The following is a 19,332-nucleotide window of genomic DNA, read 5'->3' on the forward strand; positions in this document are numbered from 1 at the left end:
GCCGGGGTGCGACAGCATGGTGAACGGCGTCTGAACAGGGCCGAAAGGCCCTGTGGCCGGGGGCCGGTCAGCGGGCCGGACGCGGTGCCATACTGACGCCGCCAAGATCGTCCGGGCGCCACGGACATCTCCCTTCCCGGCCACCCCACTGCGCTGCACCGAGGAGTCACCGGCCCATGAACACCCCGAGCGAGGACTACCACGCACTGCTCGCACGGCATGACGCGATGCGGCTGCGACGACGCATCCTGGCCCCGTCCGGCAGCCGTGCCGAAGTGTGGAGCGCCGAGGCCCCGCAGGCGTACGACGGAACGGCCGACCAGTCGCTGATCGGCGACTCGCTCCCACTGGTGAACCCGCTGGAGGAGCTGATCGCCGAGCTGTACCGGATCCTGTTCGAGCGGCATCCGTATCTGCGGTCGCTGTTCCCCGAGTCGATGGCGTTCCAACAGGCCCATCTCGCAGGGATCTTCCGCTATCTGATCGGCAATCTGCACCGTACGGACGAAATGATCAGCGTCTTCGGGCAGTTGGGGCGCGACCATCGCAAGCTCGGGGTGCGCCCCGCACATTTCGAGGCCTTCGAGGCCGCGTTGATCGAGGCGCTGCGCGTGCGCGCGGGCGCCCGGTGGACCCGTGCGCTGGAGCACGCGTGGCTGCGGATGCTGCGGCTGGCCGTCTCGGCGATGGTCAGGGGCGCGGACGAGGCGATCGCCGAACCGCCCAGCTGGGAGGCGACGGTGACCTCGCACGAACTCCGCACGCCCGATCTCGCGGTGCTGCGGGTACGGCCCCATCAGCCCTACGCCTTCGAGGCCGGGAGTTACGCGTCCCTGGAGTCGCCGCTGCTGGAACATGCCTGGCGTCCCTACTATCTGGCCCGCGCGCCGCATCCGGACGGTGAACTGGAGTTCCACGTACGGGCCCGGGGCTCCGACGGGGTGAGCGATGCGCTGGTGCACAGCACGCGGGAGGGCGGCGCCGTCCGTCTCAGCGCCCCGCGCGGCGGGCTGGCCCTGCCGGATCACCTTCCGTCCTCGGAGATTCTGCTGATCGCCTCCGGTACGGGCTGGGCCCCGATGAAGGCGTTGCTCCAGCGGATCGACGCCGACCGGTCCCGTGCGCACCGGGTACGGCTGCTGCTGGTTCCCGCCGCGCCGGAGGAGAGGGCGGCGGCCGAGGAGATGTACGACGCGGCGTACCTGGAGGCGTTCCGGCGCGGACGTCCCTGGCTGACCGTCGTCGCGGCCGATGCGGCGAGCACGCGCTTCGCGGGTGCCGGGCTGCGGGCCCTGAACGGAATACTGCCCCCGCATCCCGGGGCCGCCGCCCGGCAGCACGCCTTTCTGGCCCTGGCCCCCGAGGCCGCCACGACCGGGCCGGCGCAGGCCGTGGCCGCGCGGCTGGTCGCCGCCGGAGTACCGGCCGCGCAGATCCATCACGAGACCACCGGCATCGTCGCGGTCACAGAAATGTCTGCCAGTACGACCAGAACCGGACTGCTATCAGCATGACGATGGCCAGGCACCAGGTCACCGGCACCACGAGGGGGAACTCCAGCACCGCCGCGACCAGGGCGCGCGGGGCGGGCAGGACGCCATGGCGCAGGTTGTGCACCGTGGTGTGCCAGAACATGAAGATGGTGGCCACCCACACGAGCATGCACCAGAGGCAGAGGGCGCCTATGTCGAACAGGGCCTGTGTCATCAGCCACATGCAGAAGCCGACCCCGAACAGCGTGCCGAGGTTCAGCCCCAACCAGTACCAGCGCCGATAGCGTGCGCCTGCGAGCAGGCCCGCGCCGGTCCCCATCACCGCTCCGAAGGCGACCAGCCCGATGAGCGGGTTGGGAAAGCCGAACACCGACGCCTGCTCGCTGCGCATCACACTCGTGCAGGACACCACGGGGCTCAGCGAGCAGGCGGGCACGAAGCCGGGATCGGCGAGCAGTTCGAACTTGTCGATCGTGATGACGAACGAGCCGAGCAGCCCGAGCGCGGCCGTGATGACCAGCAGCCACCCGAACCCGCGCCTCGCCCCGGCGCACTCCCGGTCGTGGCCCGTCCCGGACGCGCCGGCGCGGACCCGCTCGTCGGCCTCGGGTCCTTGCGCCGTCCTCCCCGTCCCGCGTTCCGGCAGTCTCATGTCCGCACCCGTACGGAACCGTCCGGCCAGACGACCTCCACCCGGATTCCTCGCGCACGCGCGAAGGCAACCAGATGGGCGGTGGCGTCCCGGCCGTCCGACGGCGATCCGTCCCACACGGCGAGCACGGTCCGGCATGTCTCCACCAGCCGTTCATCGGCGCCGACACACGCGTCGCGGTCGGCCGGATCGAAGGCCAGCAGCCGTACGTGTTCGGCCAGGACCAGCAGTTCGCCCGCGGCCGACCGGTCCCGCTCGGGCAGCACCGCGGGAACCGCGCCCTGAGCCGGCAGCAGCACCGTCAGCTTCCGCCCGGCCTCCCGGGCGGCCCGCCCGAATGCCAGCGGCAGCCCCGCGCCGACCCGCACCAGGGCGGCGGCACCTTCTGCCAATCGGTCCAGCCTCGCTCTCAGTTCGGCTTCCACCAGTTCCAGGGATCTGTTGCTGAGGTCTCTGTGCCCGACGACTGCGATCACCGTGTTTCCCTCCTGCGCGCACCCGCGGCGTGCGATGCACCGCAGTGAACCCATCGGAGGTCCGACGCCGCTAGGGCCGTTCGGCCCTGGGGCCGTTCGGCCCTGGCGTGGGGACGGCGCCACCCGGTGTACTCGTGCCTCAGGTGAGCAGACCAGGAGACGAGGCAGCCCCGTGAACCACTCATGCCATCAGTCGCCCCAGCCGTCCGTGCGCACGGCCGTGACCGCGCCACCGGAGGCGGCACCGTTCCCGGGTGCGGCGGCCGCAGGTCCGCGCCGCACGGTCGAGTTGACGGGTACCCAGGCACTGAGCCTGCTCGGCGGGGCGTCGCTCGGGCGGATCGTCTTCACCCAGCACGCGCTGCCGGCCATCCGACCGGTGAACCATCTGCTGGACCACGGTCAGATCGTGATCCTGACCCATCAGGACTCGGATCTGTTCGCCCAGGCCCGCGACCATGGCGACCGGGGGGTCGTGGTCGCCTACCAGGCCGACGACATCGATCCGCTGACCCATCTGGGCTGGAGTGTCGTCGCCACGGGCTACTGCCGGCCGGTCGCCGATCCGGACGCGCTGTCGCGTTATCGGCGGCTGCTCCGCCCCTGGCCGGGCCCGGTGATGAACTGTGCGGTACGCATCCGCCCGCATCTGGTCACCGGGATCCGGCTGGTCGCCTGACGCGAGGCGCTCCGCGCCGGCCGGAACGACGGTACGGAACCGCACCCGTGCGGTTCCCCGGCCGGAATCGAAGCACTTCACGCCCCGCTCGCTGATCGGCAACTCCCTTCGCAGGCAGGGAGTTGACCGCTGCTCAAGCTCCGGGAGGCGGGCCGGCCCGAACCAGGGTCACGGCTATTTAGGTTAGGCTAAGCTAATCGCGTGAACAGGGTGCGGGGCGGCGCGGTCGTCGTCAAGTTCGGCGGCAACGCCATGGTGGACGCGAGCCTGCAGCGGGCCTTCGCCCGGGACGTCGTGGAGTTGTGGCGGACCGGCCTGCGCCCGGTCGTCGTACACGGGGGCGGGCCGCAGATCAGCGCGATGCTCGACCGTCTCGGCCTGGAGTCCCGCTTCGAGGCGGGCCTGCGGGTGACCACCCCGGAGGCCATGGACGTGGTGCGCATGGTGCTGAGCGGACGGGTCCAGCGGGAGCTGGTCGGTCAGATCAACGCACACGGGCCCTTCGCGGTGGGCATGACGGGCGAGGACGCGCACACGATGACCGCGGTGCGGCGTCCGGCCTGGGTGGACGGCCGGCCGGTGGACATAGGTCTTGTCGGCGACATCGTGGACGTGAACCCCGGCATGGTGCGCACCCTTCTGGAGCAGGGGCACATCCCGGTGGTCTCCCCCGTGGCACGCGGCGAGGACGGACAGGTCTACAACGTCAACGCCGACCTCGCGGCGTCGGCCCTGGCCGTGGCCCTCGATGCCGAGCGGCTGGTGATGCTCACCGACGTGGCAGGGCTGTACGCGAACTGGCCGCACAGCACCGAGGTGATCGAGCACCTGACGGCCGACGCGCTGGAAGGACTGCTGCCCGGACTGGCCGGCGGGATGCTGCCGAAGATGGAAGGCTGCCTGCGGGCCGTCCGCAGCGGGGTGCGCTGGGCGCACGTGCTCGACGGCCGCGTGCCGCACGCGGTGCTGCGCTGCGTCCTCGGCGAGACCCGCCCCGGCACCACCGTGGTTCCCGACGACAGCCAGGATCGCCACAGCAGCACCGTATGACCGCGGCGGACGAACCGCCGCCGACGCGCCGCCGACGCGTCGCCGAAGGGCCGCACCGACGGAGTGCGGCGCGCACACGCGCGCCGGCCGTCACAGGACCTTGGTGAGGATCCGCGCGTTGCGCCGGGGATCCAGGGACTCCGCCCAGGACGAAGGCGCCAGGCGCGCGGTCGTGGGCGCGAAACCGTACCGGAGGAAGAGGCCGCCACCGCCGGTGGTCGCCGTGAACAGGGCACCGAGCGACTGGGCGCGCGCCATGGCCAGTACCGCACGCGGGAGCCCGGCGCCGACTCCGCGCCCCTGACTGTGCCCGGCCACGCAGAAGTTGTAGAGGACACCGACGGGCCCGCGGCTCTCCCCGGGAACGGCCGGGTGCACGCGCAGGCCGACGCACCCCTCGATGGGCTGCCCGGGGGGCTGCGTCACGAGGAAGTCGGCGGCGTGGGCGGCGTAGAGGGAGGCGGGCCGCTCCCGCAACGCCCCCGAGTGCACGAACGGCCGGGCCAGTGCGGCGAGTTCGACAGCGTCCTCCTCATGCGCGGAGCGCACGGAGGAGGACGGCACGGGGAGCGCGTGCGGCAGCGGGGCGCGGTGCGGCGTGGCCGTGATCAAGACTTTCCTTACTCGGTTCACGATCGGGGACCGGCTCATCGCCGTGTCGCTCCGAGGCGAGGAACGGGAGCATCGACGGGCCCGTCCCGCGGGCGGCGGCGGGGCGATTCGCCGCGCGGGGTCAGTCGGTGGATGCCGCGAGGGAACGGGGGCGCAGATCGGTCCAGTTGGTCTCGACGAACTCCAGGCACGCCTCCCGGGAGTTCTCATCGAAAGCGGTCGTCCATCCCCCGGGAACCTCGGCGAAGGACGGCCAGAGCGAGTGCTGCCCCTCGTCGTTCACCAGGACCAGGAAGCGGCCTTCGGGGTCGTCGAAAGGGTTGGTGCTCATATGTCAGTGCCTCCTGGGCCCGACGGGCCGGTGACGGCCGCGTCATGAGTGTGCGTCAGATCGTCGGTGCGGGTGGAATCAGAGACGAGGGGAGCCAAAACATTAGGTTAGGCTCACCTAATACGAGATGAGCCTAACCTCTCGCCCTTCCCCCTCACAAGGAGATGCCGATGCGCCTGGTGATCGAACGGCTCCGCACCGAGGACGGCACGAACGCGCCCCCGAGCACGTTCCTCCGGACCACGGCCGACCGCCTCACCGGCCGGCCATGACCGTTCCCGACACCGGCCTCAGGGCCGACGAGGAGAGCGTCTTCGCCGAGTTCGGACTGCCCGGCACACCCGGCACCGACGCGTTCTGGGCGGCTGCCCGGACGCCCGCCCCGGTGCCCGACGGCGACGGCGGCTGGCGGACCCTGTTCCTGTGGCGCGGGGCCGGGGCCTGCGTCGACTTCGAGAGCTGGTCACAGCCGGTTCCGCTGCGCCGATGGGCCGGCACGGACTGCTGGTACGCCGAAGTACGGATGCCCGCGCGGCTGCGGGTGACCTACCGGATCATCGCGGGCGACGCCGCCCACGCGGACCCGTTCAACCCGGTCGGGGCCGGCGCCGACCGGTCCATCGCCGCGACCCCGGACGCCCCGGCCCAGCCGCACTGGCCCGCCGTCGGCGCCGACGACGTCCTGCCCCTCCCCCGCACCCGGCTCCGCTGGAGCAGCGACCGGCTCGGCGGACGGCGCACCGTGCGCGTGCACCCGGCGGGCGGTGGCGGACCGGTGGTCCTGCTGCTCGACGGGGACGACTGGCTGCACCTGCACCCGGCCATGGCCGCGTTCGACTCGGCCGTCGCCGGTGGCGGGATGCCCCCCGTCACGCTCGTCTTCCTCCCGGCCAAGGACAGGGCGGCCGAGTTCGGGTGCAGGCCCGAGCTGTGGGAGGCGGTCCGGGACGAACTGCTGCCGCTGGTTGCGGAATCCGGCGTACCGGCCGACCTGGACCGGTTGGTGGTCGCCGGGCAGAGCCTGGGCGGGCTGAGCGCGCTCTACGCGGCGCTGGAATTCCCGGACCTGGTCTCGCGCGTCGCCCTCCAGTCGGCCTCCCTCTGGTGGGCACCCGGTGCCATGGACCTGGCGGACCCCCTGGGCGGCCCGGTCGGCGGCGCCGTCGCCGCGCGGCTGCGGCAGAACCCCGACCTGTCCCGTCTGCGGTGCGCGTTCGACGTGGGGGAACACGAGACGCGGATGCTGCCCCACTGCGAACTGGCCGAGGAACTGACCGAACGGGCCGGTGCGACGGTGCGGGTCTCGCGCTCGGCTTCGGACCACGACCGGGCGGGCTGGCGGCACGCCCTGCTCAGGGACGTCGCCTGGGCTCTCGGCTGAGCGGTTCCGGGGACGTGTTCGGGCACGTCCCCGGAACCGCCCGGCGCTTCACCGGGCCACGGCCAGGCAGTAGTCGGCGTCGCCGGCCAGGAGGTTGCGGTGGGTGTCCTCGGCGGTGATGACGCCGTCGTCCAGGACGAGGACACGGTCGGCGGCGTCCAGCAGGGCCGGACTGCTGGTGATCACGACCGTGGTACGGCCGCGGCGCATCTTCGCGACGTTGCGCGCGACGAGCTGCTCGGTGACCGCGTCGACGGCTGTCGTCGGGTTGTGCAGGACCAGCACGTCGCTGTCGGCGGCCAGGGCACGGGCCAGGGACAGCCGCTGCCGTTGCCCCCCGGAAAGGTTCGCCCCGCGGTCGCGGACCGCGTAGTCGAGCCCGTCGCGGTGGAGAGCGACGACATCGGTCAGCATGGACGCCTCGACGGCCTCGGGAATCCGCCGGCTGGTGCCCGACGGGTCGATGTTCGTGCGGAGCGTGCCCGCGAAGATCTCCCCGTCGTACGGATTCACCAGCATGTGCTCGCGGACCGCCTCGATCGACAGCTCCGCGATCGGCTGCCCGCCGAGCCGCACCTCTCCTTCGTACGCGTCGGGCGCGACGTTCACCGCGAGGACCGACGCGAGGTCGGCCGCCGCACGCGGCTGGTAGACGGCGACCGCCACGAACTCACCGGCGGCCACCTCGAACTTCAGCCTGCGCAGGGACCCGTGCCGCACGCAGTCGACCGTGAGGCCTCCGCCCTCGGCCGGACGCTGCGAGCCCGGCGTCGCCACCGGCGGAGCGGAGAGCACCAGCGCCATCCGCTCGGCCGACGCGCGCGCCATCATCACGTACTTGGGCATCTCCGAGAACATCTTGAGCGGTTCGATGATGAACTGCGCGAGGCCCACGGCCATGACCAGTTCCCCGATGGTGATCCGGCCGTCGAACGCCAGCCCGCCCGCCGTCAGGGACACGGCGGCGGCGAGGACCGCGTTGAGGGCCAGCGCGGTGCCCGCGTACGTGCCGTTCACCCTGGCGACCGTGATCGCCTGGCGCCTCGCGTCCGTGCTGACCTTCCGGTAGGACCCGAACGCCGCGTGGTTGCCGCCGAAGCCGTGCAGCGGGCGCAGGCCGATGATCAGGTCGGCGACCTTCGCACCCGCCCGCGCCACCCGGGCCTGCTGTTCGCGGGTACTGGCCCCGATCCGCCTGGACATCACGGCCAGGATCGACAGGATCGCGACGGTCCCCACGACCACCAGCAGGCCGAGCCGGATGTCGGCCAGGGACAGCGCGACCGCCGCGACCACCACCGCGACCAGGGAGCTGACCAGCAGCGGCACCACCTCGACGATGTCGGCGGTCTGGTCGGCGTCCTCGGTGGCGATGGTCAGCACCTCGCCGGACTTCAGGTCGACGTCCCTGGCCACCGGCTGGAGCCCGCAGGCGGCCACCTGCACCCGCCAGCGGTGCGCCTCGGTCGTGTTGGCCTTCTGCAGGACGCGCATCCCGAACCGCCACGACAGCGACACGGTCGTGATGATCACGGCCAGCGCGCCGATCGACAGGCCGAGCGCGCTCGGGCTCCGGTCCTGCATGGTGTGCTCGACAATCATGCCGAGCGCGATGGGGAAGGCGGTCTCCCCCGCCTGGTACAGGCCCATGAGGACGGTGCCCCGGACCATGGCGCCGACGTTGCGGCGCAGCGCGGTCCGCAGGATGTCCGACCCCGGCCGGGGCCGCTGCGTGTCAGGAGTTTTCATCAAGGTGGCGGGCAATCGCTTCCGGGGTTCGCAGGGTGAACAGATCACGGATCGTGATCACAGGACCGTACTCACGGCGGAGCAGCCCGGTCAGCCGCACCGCCAGCATGGAGTGCCCGCCGAGGGACACGAAGTCGCTCACCGCGCTCACCTCGTCGTCGTCCAGGTCCAGTGCCTCGGCGAAGAACTCGCACACCGTGATCTCGTTCCCGGTCTCCGGGCCGCGCTCTCCCCCGGTGGTCAGCGCGCCGAGCGGCCTGGCCTCCGGCAGCGCCTTGGTGTCGGCCTTCCCGTTCACGGTCAGCGGGATGCTGTCGACCTGGGCGAAATGCGTCGGGCGCAGGAAGTCCGGCAGCCCGGCGCCCACTTCGGCGGCGACCCGTGCCAGGTCCGCTCCCTCCAGCACGAGATAGGCGGCCAGCCGGTACGCGCCGTCGACCTGCGGGTCGGGCTGGGCGACCGCGGCGGCGAACCGCACCGCCGGGTGCGCCGCGAACATGGCCTCGACCTCCCCGGGTTCGACCCGGTGTCCGCGGATCTTGACCTGCTGGTCGGTGCGGCCCAGGTACGTCAGGTTCCCGTCGGGCCGGCGGACCACCAGGTCGCCGGTGCGGTACATGCGCTCGCCGGGCCCGCCGAACGGGCACGCCACGAAGCGGTGGGCGGTCCGGGCGCTCTGCCCGAGGTAGCCGCGCGCGATGCCGATGCCCGATACGTACAGCTCACCGGGGACCCCGTCGGGCAGCGGCCGCAGCCACGGGTCCAGCACGTACACCTCGGTGTTGTCGATCGCGACGCCCACCACCGGGTCCTGGCACTCGAAGGTGCCGACGCCGAGGGTGTTGATGGTGTACTCGGTGGGCCCGTACAGGTTGTAGCCGACCGTTCCCTCGGTCCCGGCGAGCCGCTGCCAGAGCGTCGGGGTGACGGCCTCGCCGCCCAGCAGCACCAGCGCCGGCCGCCGTGCCGGGTTGTCGAGCAGGCCCTCGGCGACCAGCTGCTGCGCATAGGTCGGGGTCACGTTGATGACATCGATCCCGTGCTCACGGCAGTACTCGACCAGCCGGGGGGCGTCGCGGCGCAGTTCCTCGTCGCAGATGTGGACCTCGTGGCCGTCGGCTAGCCACAGCAGTTCCTCCCACGACATGTCGAACGCGAACGACACGGTGTGCGCGATGCGGAAGGCCCGGTGGCCGTGGTCGGCGAGGACCGGTTCGAAGATCCGCCGCTGATGGTTGATCAGCATGTTGGTGAGCCCGGCGTACTCGGTCACCACGCCCTTGGGCTTCCCGGTCGAGCCGGAGGTGTAGATCGTGTACGCGGGGTGCCGCAGGCGGTCCGGGTCGTCCGGCGCGAACGTCACGTACGGATCGGCCTCGGGCAGCGGACGGTCCAGCTCGATGAGCTCGCCGCCGAGCCGGGGCGACACGGCGCTCACGGTGAGGATCACCTCGGGCCGGGCGTCCGCGACGATGGTCGCGATCCGCTCGTCCGGGTGGTCCAGTTCCAGCGGTACGTACGCGGCGCCGACGCGCAGCACGGCGAACAGCGCCACGATCGAGTCGAGGGAGCGCGGGATCGCGAGGCCCACCATCGTCTCGGGTCCGATGCCCCGCCGCGCGAGCACACCCGCCACCGCACGGCTGCGGTCCCGGAGTTGGGCGAACGTCATGGTCGAGCCGTGGGCGACGAGCGCGACCCGTTCAGGATCGCGGTCCGCCGCCCGGTCGAAGCGGTCGACGACGGTGTCCGTGCCGACTTCGGTGCGCCCGGCCGGTCCGGGGGCCGGGGCGAGGCCCGGAAGCGCGCCCACCCGTCCCGTCGACCGGGCCAGGTCCTCCAGCACGCGGAGGTAGTCGTCGAGGAGGCGACGGGCGCCCGCGGGGTCGTCGTCGCGGTGCTCCAGCTTGACCGTGAGCCGGTCGCCGGGCGTGACGACCCAGGTGAACGGGTAGTGCGTGGAGTCGTCGGCCTGCACCGAGGTGATGCCGTGTCCGGCGTTCATCTCGGCGAACGCGTCCAGGTCCAGGAAGTTCTGGAGCACGAACAGGTTGTCGAACAGGGTGTCGTGCCCACTGGCCCGCTGGATCTCGCCGAGCCCCAGGTGCTCGTGCTCCATCGCCTCGACCCTGGCCGCCTGTACGGCCGACAGGTACGCGCCGACCGTGTCGTCGGGCCGTGCCCGGGTCCACATGGGCACCGTGTTGAGCAGCACACCGACGATGCCGGCGTGGCCCTCGCCCTCCCGGCCCGAGACGGTCACGCCGAACACGGCGTCACCGCGCCCCGTGTGTGCGCCGAGAAGGAGGCCGAACGCGCCGGTCAGCACCGTGTTCAGGGTGACGCCGTGCACCCTGGCCGCGTCCCGCAGCAGCTGTGACAGTTCGGCGGAGAGCGTGCGCACGAGAGCGCGCGGCAGGTCGTCCGACAGGGCCGGGGCCGGTCCGGCGAGCAGTGTCGGGCCCGGGAGCCCGGCCAGGTGCTCCGCCCAGAAGCGGTTCGACACCGCGGGGTCCCTGGCGTCGAGCGTCCGGGCGTACTCCTCGAAGCTCGGCACGGCCGGGGCCGCGGCGGGCGGCTCGCCCGCCACGACGGCCTCGTACGCGTCGAACAGGTCCCGCAGGACGATCTCCCGGGACCAGCCGTCCCAGAGCAGCAGGTGATAGCTGAGCAGCAGGCCGTCCCGGCCGTCCGGCAGCCGCACCACGGTCAGCCGGACCAGCGGCGGCTCGCCCGGGTCGAACCCCGACTCGCGGTCCCGGGTGCGCAGCGCCTCGACCTCCGCGTCCGACGTCGCGGCGATCGTGCGGACGTCGACCCGCCGGCCCGCCTTGAGGACCTGGACCGGATTGCCGTCGTCGTCGGTGGTGAAGCCGGCGCCCACGACCGGGTGCCGCGCGATCACGTACGCCATCGCCTCGGCCAGCGCGTCGGTGTCCAGGCGCCGCTCGAAGGTGAACCAGCTCTGCGCGACGTAGTGTCCGGCCGCGCCCGCCATCTGGGCCTGGAAGAACAGGCCCCGCTGGAGCGGGGTGACCGGTGCCGTACGCTCGGCCGTCGCGGCGGCGTCCGCGAGGTGCTCCAGCGCGCCGCGCCAGTGCTCGGTGATCTCGTCGGGTATGCCCTCGGCGAGGGTGAAGGCCGCGTGCAGGCTTCCGGTGGCGTCGTCGGTCCAGGCGTTGACCTCGACGGCGTACGGGCTGCCCTGGTCGGCGCCGGTGACGTGCAGCGCCCCGGACTCGCTGCCCCGGCCGAGGTAGTTGAACAGCACCTGCGGGCGGGCGTTCAACAGCGGTGCCGTCTGCGGGTTGAGGTATCTGAGCAGGCCGTAGGCGACGTGCCCGCACTCGTCCGGCTGGCGCTCGGCGACCTCGCGCGCCGCCGCGACCGGGTCGGTGTGCGCCGTGAGCCGCACCGGTGCGATGGCCGTGAACCAGCCGACGGTACGGGAGTAGTCGTGGTGTTCCAGGGCCGGGACCCGGCCGTGCCGCTCCAGTTCGATCGCGAGGTCGGTGGGCGTGGGCTGGACGCGGGTCAGCGCGGTGCGCAGGGCGCCGCACAGCAACTCGGTGAGACCCAGGCCGAATGCGGCGGGGGCGCTGCGCGTCACCCGGTCGCTCACCTCGGGCGCGAGCACGACCGTGGTCTCGCGCGGGCCCTGGACCTGGGGCAGCAGGGCGGGGGCCCCGAGCGTGGTGATCCAGTGTCCGAGGTCGTCGGTGACCCGTGCGGACCGCACCGCCAGCGCTTCGGCGTACTCGGCGTAGGACGTGGTGGGTGGTGCCAGGGCCGCCCCGCTCATGGCGGTGACCAGGTCGTCGAGGAGGACCAGCCAGGACACCGCGTCGACGGCGAGGTGGTGCGCGGTGACCACCAGGGTCCGGCTCGCGGCCAGCCAGGAGAAGGCGATGACGTCCCCGGAGCCGGGATCGAGCCGTCCGGCGGCCTCGTTCGCCGCGGCCGTCGCGTCGCGGGCGTCGGTCGGTACGACGGCGACCTCGCGGGCGGGTCCGGTACGCAGGGTCCACACACCGTGCCCGACGCGCAGCCGCAACCGGAGGGCCGGGTGTGCGGCCACGACGGCGTTCGCGGCGCGCCGGGCGTCGGCGAGGTCGGTGCCCTCGGCCGCCACCACTGCCCTGGCCTGGGCGAACCGGGCGAGCGAACCGCCCAGTTCCCGCTGGCGCAGGATGATCGGGGTGGCCGGCAGCGGACCGTCCTCGCGGCGGGACGGCGCGGACGCCACGGGCTGCGGGGCGCGCGCGGCCAGGTGGTCGGCGAGCGCGCGCGGGGTCTTCAGCAGGAACACGTCCCGGGGGGCGATCGGCAGGCCGAGTGCCCTGGCCCGGTTGATCACGGTGATGGCGACGATGCTGTCGCCCCCGGCGCCGAAGAAGTCGGTGTCGGCGTCCACGGCGACGCCGGGCAGTGCCTCGGCGAAGACGTCGACCAGTGCGGTGAGCGCGGAGTCGCCCGTGGCCACCGGGGTGTCGTCCTGTGCGGCGCGCTCGCCCAGGGCCTTGCGGTCCAGCTTGCCGTTGACCGTCAGCGGCAGGGCGTCGACCGTCAGCACCCGGCCCGGCACCATGTGGACGGGCAGCTTGGTGGACAGCAGCGCGGTGAAGTCGCCGGGCACCCGGCCCACGACGTGTGCGACGAGGTGGTCACCGCTGTCCGCCACGGTGACGGCCGCATCGACGACACCGTCGAGTTCCCTGACCGCCGACTCCACTTCGCCGAGCTCGATGCGGAATCCCTTCAGCTGCACCTGGTCGTCGGCGCGGCCGGCGAACTCCAGCTCGCCGTCGAGCGTGCGGCGGGCGAGGTCGCCCGTGTGGTACATGCGGGAGCCGTCGGCTGCGAACGGGTTCGCCACGAACCGGCCCGCGGTGAGCCCGGGTCGGCCCAGGTAGCCGAGCGACACCTGGTCCCCGGCGACGTAGATGGCGCCCACCCGGCCCGGCGGCACCGGCCGGAGCCGGTCGTCGAGCAGGTGGGTGACCAGGCCGGGGATCGGGCCGCCGATCGGGCTGACGTCGTCGCCGGGGCCGAAGTCCTCGTCGGTCAGCACCCGGTGGGTGACATGGACGGTGGTCTCGGTGATGCCGTACATGTTGACCAGCTCGGGCGTACCGGTGCCGTGCCGCTCGACCCAGCCGCGCAGCCGCCCGAGGTCCAGCGCCTCGCCCCCGAAGACGATCCGGCGCAGCGCCGTGGCCGGTTCAGCGGCGAGCCGGTCGGCCTCGACGAACTGGTAGAACGCCGAGGGGGTCTGGTTGAGCACGGTCACCCCGCGCTCGCGGACCAGCCGGTGGAAGTCGACCGGGGAGCGGGTCAACGCGTACTCCGGCACCAGCAGTTCGCCGCCGTGCACCAGCGCGCCCCACAGCTCCCAGACCGCGAAGTCGAAGGAGAAGGAGTGGAACTGGACCCATACGTCGTGCGGGCCGAAGCCCATGTCGGGCCGGGTGTTCGTGAGGAGCGTCACCACGCTGGAGTGCGGGACGGCGACGCCCTTGGGCCGGCCGGTCGAGCCCGACGTGTAGATGACGTACGCGGGATCGTGCCAGTCGGCCCCGGGCCCGGCGGTGGTGGCCTGTGGCAGCTCGTCGCCCTGGACCAGCACCCGGGCCTTCACGTCCGCTCGGGCCAGCAGGCGGGTGAAGCGGCCTTGCTGTTCACGGTCCACGAGTACGACCTGCGGGGCGGCGTCGGCGAGGATGTACTCCAGCCGCTCGTCCGGGTACGCCAGGTCCAGCGGCACGTACGCGCCGCCCGCGCCGACGACCGCGACCAGGGCGACGACCTGCTCCACGGAGCGCGGGACGGCGACGGCGACCCGTCGGCCCGGCCCGGCACCGGCCGCGCGCAGGGCCGAGGCCAACTGGTTCTTGGCGTCCGCGAGTTCGCCGTAGGTCAGGGACCGGGTACGGCCGTCGAGAGCGCACTGGGTGACGGCGGTGGCCGCCGGGTCACGGTTCGCGGCGGCGTCGAACAGCTCGCCCAGGGTCGCCGGGGAGATGCGCGCCGGGCTCCGGCCGGCCTCGGGGGCCAGATCGTCGACCAGGGCGTCCGGCCGGTCGAGCAGGCCGGTGAGGGTCCGGGCGAACGTGCGCAGGATCGCCTCGGCGCTCTCCCGGCGCAGCAGTTCACCGTCGTGGATCAGGTTGAAGCGCGGCCGGCCGTCGGTGGCGCTCTCCACCACCAGCGTCAACGGGTAGTGCGGGGCGCCCTCGTTGACGATGCCGGTGATGACCAGCTCGTCCTCGGGGCCGCGCAGCGCGTCCACGTCGGTCGCGACGTCGAACACCACCAGGGTGTCGAAGAGGGGGCCGGTGCCGGCCCGGCGGCCGATCCTCGCCAGTGAGACGTGCTGGTGTGCCAGCACCGTGCTCCGGTGTTCCTTCACCGCGGCGAGCAGCTCGCGCGCCGTGGTGGTGGCGGCCCACCGGGCGCGCACGGGGATCGTGTTGATGAACAGGCCCACCATGTCCTCGATGCCGGGCACCTCCGCGTCGCGCCCGGACACCGTGGAACCGAACACGACGTCCCTGCCGTGCAGGATGCCGCCCAGCGTCACCGCCCACGCGCTGTGGACGGCCACGCTCAGGGGCACGCCGGCCGACCGGGCGGCGGCGTCGATGTCGTCGGCGGGCTCGACGGCGGTGTCGGCGAACCGTTCGGAGGGGGTGTGTCCTTCGGCGACCAGCGAGGGACCGGTCAGACCGGCGAGTTCGCCGCGCCACACCCGGTCGCTCTCGTCGTGGTCGCGTCCGGCGAGCCAGGCCACGTAGTCGCGGTAGCCGCCGAGCGGGTACGCGGTCCCCGGCGCGTGGTACTCGGCCAGCAGCGCGCGGAGCATCGGCGGCACCGACCAGCCGTCGGCGACGATGTGGTGCACGGTCTGCACCAGGACGGTGCGGCCGGAGCCGGCCCGGATGAGCGTGTAGCGCATCAGCGGCCCGGTGGCCAGGTCGAAACCGGCACGGCGGTCCCGCTCGGCGTGGTCGCGGATCTCGTCGTCGGTGAGGGAGGGGCGGTCCAGCGTGGTGAAGGGCGCCTCCGCGCCGCCCTCGACGACGGAGACGACCCGGCCGTCGGCGAGGGCCGTGAACCGGGCGGCCAGATTGGGGTACAGCGTGAGCAGCCGGGTGGCCGCCGCCGCGAGCCGGTCGGCGTCGACGTCGCCGTCCAGCGTCAGCAGCTGCTGCTCGACGTAGCTGCCGGTCGCGTCGTCGTCGAAGACCGAGTGGAAGTACAGGCCCTCCTGCAAGGGGGTCAGCGGCAGGATGTCCCGCAGCGCCGGGCCGTCCAGGTCGTCGACGTCGGCCTGGGTGAGCCGCACCAGAGGGAAGTCGCTGGGAGAGTGGCCGCCTCCTTCGAGTGCGGCGAGGGCGGACAGGGCGGCCCGGAAGTACTCGCCGAGGGTGGTGATGTCCTCGTCGGTGAACATCCCCTCGGGCCAGGAGAGGGTGGTGACCAGCTCGTACGCGCCGCTCGCGTCGGGTTCGGCGATGGCGTTGAACTCCAGGGCGCGCGGCATGCGCATCCTCGGGTCGCGCTTCTCGCCCAACTGCCCCGTGGTGCCCGCGAGCTGCCAGTCCCCGGCGGCGCCGGCGTCGAAGCGGCCCAGGTAGTTGAACAGCACCTGCGGTGCGGGCGTGGTCAGTCCGGTGTCGGTCAGATAGCGCAGGGCGCCGTAGGAGACGCCGTTGCTCGGCACCTGGGCGAGGTCCTCCTTGACCGCCTTGAGGGCGGCGGCCAGGTACGCGGATGCGGTGAAGTCGGCTGCCGCGCCGGGGTCCACGGTCACCGGGAACAAGGTGGTGAACCAGCCCACGGTCCGCGACAGTTCCGGCTCGAAGCCGGCCGCGTCCGCCACGTATCGGCTCTCGCGGCCGTGTCCCTCCAGTTCGATGTGGGCGAACGTCTGGTCCTGCCCGCGGTCGCGGCGCCACCGGGCGAGGGTGACGGCGAGCGCTGTCAGCAGTACGTCGTTGACGCCCGCGTGGAACTTCGCGGGGATCTGGCCCAGCAGCGCGGCCGTGTCCTCGGGCCCGACGGAGAAGGTCCGTGTCCGCTCCCGGGCGACGGTGTCGGCCTCGGTCCGCGTACGTCTGCCCAGTGGTGCGTCGGCTCCCGGCAGGGGGCGCTGGAAGTGGGTACGGTCGGCGTCGAAGGCCGTGCGTTCCAGCAACTGGGTCCAGCGCCTGAACGACGTTCCCACCGGCGGCAGTTCGACCGGGGCGCCCGAGGCGTACTGGCCCCATGCCGTGGCCAGGTCGTCCATCAGGATCCGCCAGGACACGCCGTCGATCACGACGTGGTGGGCGACCAGGACCAGTTGCCGCGCCTCGCGGCGCCACACCGCGCGCAGCATCACGCCGTGGTCCGGGTCGAGCCCCTCGGTGGCGAGCGCGACACACTCCTCCAGCGGGCGGTCGCTCTCCTGCCACCCCACGACGGCCCGGCCGGCCTCGGGGATGCCGAAGCCCCAGCGGTCGCCGCGCACCAGCCTGGCGCGCAGCATGTCGTGCCGTCCGAGCACGGCGGCGAGGATCGCGTCGAGGGCGCCGGCGGTCAGCTCCGCCGGCGTGTTCAGTACGACCGACTGCACGAAGCCGTCGATCGCGTCCGTGGTCCGGCCGAGCCACTGCACGATGGGTGATCCCACGACGGAACCGGTCGCGACATCGCCGTGGTCCACGGCGGAGACGTCCTCGCGGCTCGCCACCGCGGCCAGCGCCCCGAGGACGCTGTGGGTGAAGATCTGCCGCGCGGTGACGTGGAGCCCGCCGTCCCGCAGTGCGCTGAGCAGTGAGATGGCCAGGATGCTGTCGCCGCCGAGCTGGAAGAAGTCCTGGTCGACACCGGCCCTCTCCAGCCGCAGCACCGACGCGACGGCCGCGCACACCGCCCGTTCGTTGTCGGTGGCGGGCGCCACCACGGAACCCGTGCCGATCGCGGGCTCCGGCAGGGCGCCCCGGTCGAGCTTGCCGTTCGCGGTGAGCGGGAACTCCTTCATCACGACGAGATGGGCGGGCACCATGTACTCCACCATGTGCCGGGCGGCCCACTCCCTGACCTCGTCCGCCCGCAGCTCCTCGTGGCCGGCGGCCGGGATCACGTACCCCACCAGGTAGGTGCCGCCCGCGGCGTTCTTCTTCGCGACCACGCAGGTGTGCCGTACCCCGGGGTGTTCCGCGAGGCCGACCTCGACGTCCTCGATCTCCAGCCGCATGCCGCGGATCTTGATCTGGTTGTCGGCGCGGCCGAGGAAGTCCAGCGACCCGTCGGGGGCGAACCGCGCCAGGTCACCGGTCCGGTACAGCCGGGACCCGTCCTCGGCGAAGGGGTTCGCCACGAACCGGGACGCCGTCAGGCCGGGCGCGTTGACATACCCGCGGCCCAGGAGGAGCCCTCCCGCGTACAGCTCGCCGCCGACCCCGACCGGGACCGGGCGCAGCTCGTCGTCCAGCACGTACAGCTGGGTGTTGGGGTTGGCCCTGCCGATCGATGTCGACAGGCGTTCGGCCGCACCCCGGTAGATGACGTGGGAGACGCCGATGGTCGTCTCGGCCGGGCCGTAGCCGTGGTACAGGGGGATGCCGAGCCGGGCGCGGAACCGCTCGTACAGCTCCGGTGTCAGCACCTCGCCGCCGCACCACACGTGCCGCAGGCTGTCCAGGCGGCCGGAGTCGCCCGCGATCTCCAGCAGCACGTCCAGCATGGACGACACCAGGTAGGTGAAGGTGACGCGCTGCTCGGCGATGACGCTCAGCAGGTGGTGCGGGTCGCGTTCACCGCCGGGCCGCAGGATCACCAGCCGGCCGCCGGAGACCAGCGGCAGGAAGATCTCGTTGATGGAGATGTCGAAGGACAACGGCGCCTTGAACAGTGACGCGTCGTCGTGGCCGAAGCGCAGGATCTCGTCGACCTGCCACAGCAGGCGTTCGCTGATCGCCTCGTGCCGGATCATGGCGCCCTTGGGCCGTCCGGTCGAACCGGACGTGAAGATCACGTACGCCAGGGCCGTGCCGGGGACGGTCGCCTCCGGTGCCTCGGCGGGGTGGGCGCCGAACCTCCAGTCCCCGAGGTCGACGGCCACGGCGTCCGGTTCGCCCGCGCCGTGCTCGCCCGATTCGTTGAGCTGGAGCATGACCCGGGCGTCCTCGACGACGACGGCCCGTCGCGCGGCGGGCCACTGCGGATCGAGCGGCACGAACGCGCACTTGGCCTGGAGCACGGCGAGGAGTCCGATGACCATGTCGGCGGAGCGGCCGAGCGAGATCCCGACGACCTGCTCGGAGGTGAGGCCGCGTTCGATCAGATGACGGGCCAACTGGCTGGAGTATGCGGCTGCCTGGCGGTACGTCAGTGACCGGTGCTCATCGACGATCGCGACGGCGTCCGGCCTGGTGCGCGCCTGCTCGCGGAACATCTCCATGATGGTCGGGCGGACCCGGTCGGCCCGGGTGTCGTTCCACCCGGCCAGGGCTTCGAGCCTCGCCGCCGGGCCGGACGGGCCGATGGTGCCGATGGGCCGGTCCGGGAAGTCGGCCAGGTCGTCCAGCGCGAGCTGCGCGTCGGCAAGCACGACGCCGCCGGGGACGGTGATGCTCCGGCCGTCCGCGCCGACCTCCCAGTCGCCGCTCCCGGCACCGCCGTTGTCGACCCACGCCAGGAGGTCGGCGAAGAGCGTGCCGGGGGTGAGGTCCATGCCGTCGGGGCCGAGGCCGGTCGCCCAGTACGACAGCCCGATGGCACACGCTTCGGCGACGGTCCGGTCACCGTAGTCGCCGGTTCGACGGCGCACGTCGGCCAGGCGGGCGGGAGAGAGAAGTACGCGCGGGGCGCTCGGTTCCGTCATCGAAGACTCAGCATCCTTCCGAGGTATGAAAGTTAGCCT

Annotated in this window: 10 protein-coding genes; 4 read left to right on the forward strand and 6 right to left on the reverse strand. The window is 72.6% G+C overall.

Going from position 1 to position 19,332, the window contains the following annotated elements:
• Positions 1-176: 176 nt before the first annotated feature.
• On the forward strand, positions 177-1,514 hold the full coding sequence (locus ACFV8T_RS17890; protein WP_385328458.1) for a globin domain-containing protein: 1,338 nt from the start codon (positions 177-179) through the stop codon (positions 1,512-1,514).
• Here the strand turns inward: ACFV8T_RS17890 and ACFV8T_RS17895 are convergent.
• The gene (locus ACFV8T_RS17895; RefSeq protein WP_385328460.1) at positions 1,465-2,145 is read right to left on the reverse strand and encodes a vitamin K epoxide reductase family protein; all 681 of its coding nucleotides are present in this window, start codon (positions 2,143-2,145) and stop codon (positions 1,465-1,467) included. The two genes, ACFV8T_RS17890 and ACFV8T_RS17895, sit on opposite strands and share 50 nt — an antisense overlap.
• Positions 2,142-2,621 carry a hypothetical protein gene (locus tag ACFV8T_RS17900; RefSeq protein ID WP_385328462.1) on the reverse strand — a complete coding sequence of 160 codons (480 nt, stop codon included), beginning with the start codon at positions 2,619-2,621 and terminating at the stop codon, positions 2,142-2,144. The genes ACFV8T_RS17895 and ACFV8T_RS17900 overlap by 4 nt, the downstream gene beginning before the upstream one ends.
• A 220-nt stretch (positions 2,622-2,841) precedes the next feature.
• On the opposite strand from ACFV8T_RS17900, the gene ACFV8T_RS17905 reads away from it, so the two are divergent.
• Both ACFV8T_RS17905 and argB read left to right on the forward strand, forming a co-directional pair.
• Complete coding sequence (locus ACFV8T_RS17905; protein WP_385328793.1) at positions 2,842-3,300, forward strand: pyridoxamine 5'-phosphate oxidase family protein; 459 nt, start codon at positions 2,842-2,844, stop codon at positions 3,298-3,300.
• Positions 3,301-3,501: 201 nt separating this feature from the next.
• Positions 3,502-4,350 (forward strand): acetylglutamate kinase, encoded by an 849-nt coding sequence (gene argB, locus ACFV8T_RS17910; protein ID WP_385328464.1) that lies wholly within the window; start codon positions 3,502-3,504, stop codon positions 4,348-4,350.
• A 90-nt stretch (positions 4,351-4,440) separates the two neighbouring features.
• Here the strand turns inward: argB and ACFV8T_RS17915 are convergent, their stop codons facing one another.
• Both ACFV8T_RS17915 and ACFV8T_RS17920 read right to left on the reverse strand, forming a co-directional pair.
• The gene (locus ACFV8T_RS17915) at positions 4,441-4,962 is read right to left on the reverse strand and encodes a GNAT family N-acetyltransferase (RefSeq protein WP_385328466.1); all 522 of its coding nucleotides are present in this window, start codon (positions 4,960-4,962) and stop codon (positions 4,441-4,443) included.
• Between the two features lie 121 nt (positions 4,963-5,083).
• Positions 5,084-5,293, reverse strand: coding sequence for an MbtH family protein (locus tag ACFV8T_RS17920; RefSeq protein WP_385328468.1), 210 nt, complete (start codon positions 5,291-5,293; stop codon positions 5,084-5,086).
• Positions 5,294-5,561: 268 nt separating this feature from the next.
• On the opposite strand from ACFV8T_RS17920, the gene ACFV8T_RS17925 reads away from it, so the two are divergent.
• Positions 5,562-6,674, forward strand: a complete 1,113-nt coding sequence (locus ACFV8T_RS17925; RefSeq protein WP_385328470.1) for an alpha/beta hydrolase-fold protein — start codon at positions 5,562-5,564, stop codon at positions 6,672-6,674.
• A 48-nt stretch (positions 6,675-6,722) separates the two neighbouring features.
• Here ACFV8T_RS17925 and ACFV8T_RS17930 read toward each other — a convergent pair whose 3' ends face one another.
• Positions 6,723-8,423: an ABC transporter ATP-binding protein gene (locus ACFV8T_RS17930; protein ID WP_385328472.1), complete on the reverse strand. Its 1,701-nt coding sequence runs from the start codon at positions 8,421-8,423 to the stop codon at positions 6,723-6,725.
• Positions 8,410-19,293, reverse strand: a complete 10,884-nt coding sequence (locus ACFV8T_RS17935) for an amino acid adenylation domain-containing protein (RefSeq protein WP_385328474.1) — start codon at positions 19,291-19,293, stop codon at positions 8,410-8,412. Before ACFV8T_RS17935 ends, ACFV8T_RS17930 begins: the two co-directional genes overlap by 14 nt.
• Positions 19,294-19,332 lie beyond the last annotated feature (39 nt).

Origin of the sequence: Streptomyces sp. NPDC059832, from assembly GCF_042731715.1 — a bacterium.
GTDB lineage: Bacteria > Actinomycetota > Actinomycetes > Streptomycetales > Streptomycetaceae > Streptomyces.

Excerpts from the sequence above, each read along its gene's own strand:
- ACFV8T_RS17890 (WP_385328458.1), top strand. The coding sequence starts at position 177 with ATGAACACCCCGAGCGAGGACTACCACGCACTGCTCGCACGGCATGAC.
- ACFV8T_RS17895 (WP_385328460.1), bottom strand. The coding sequence starts at position 2,145 with ATGAGACTGCCGGAACGCGGGACGGGGAGGACGGCGCAAGGACCCGAG.
- ACFV8T_RS17920 (WP_385328468.1), bottom strand. The coding sequence starts at position 5,293 with ATGAGCACCAACCCTTTCGACGACCCCGAAGGCCGCTTCCTGGTCCTG.
- ACFV8T_RS17925 (WP_385328470.1), top strand. The coding sequence starts at position 5,562 with ATGACCGTTCCCGACACCGGCCTCAGGGCCGACGAGGAGAGCGTCTTC.
- ACFV8T_RS17930 (WP_385328472.1), bottom strand. The coding sequence starts at position 8,423 with ATGAAAACTCCTGACACGCAGCGGCCCCGGCCGGGGTCGGACATCCTG.
- ACFV8T_RS17935 (WP_385328474.1), bottom strand. The coding sequence starts at position 19,293 with ATGACGGAACCGAGCGCCCCGCGCGTACTTCTCTCTCCCGCCCGCCTG.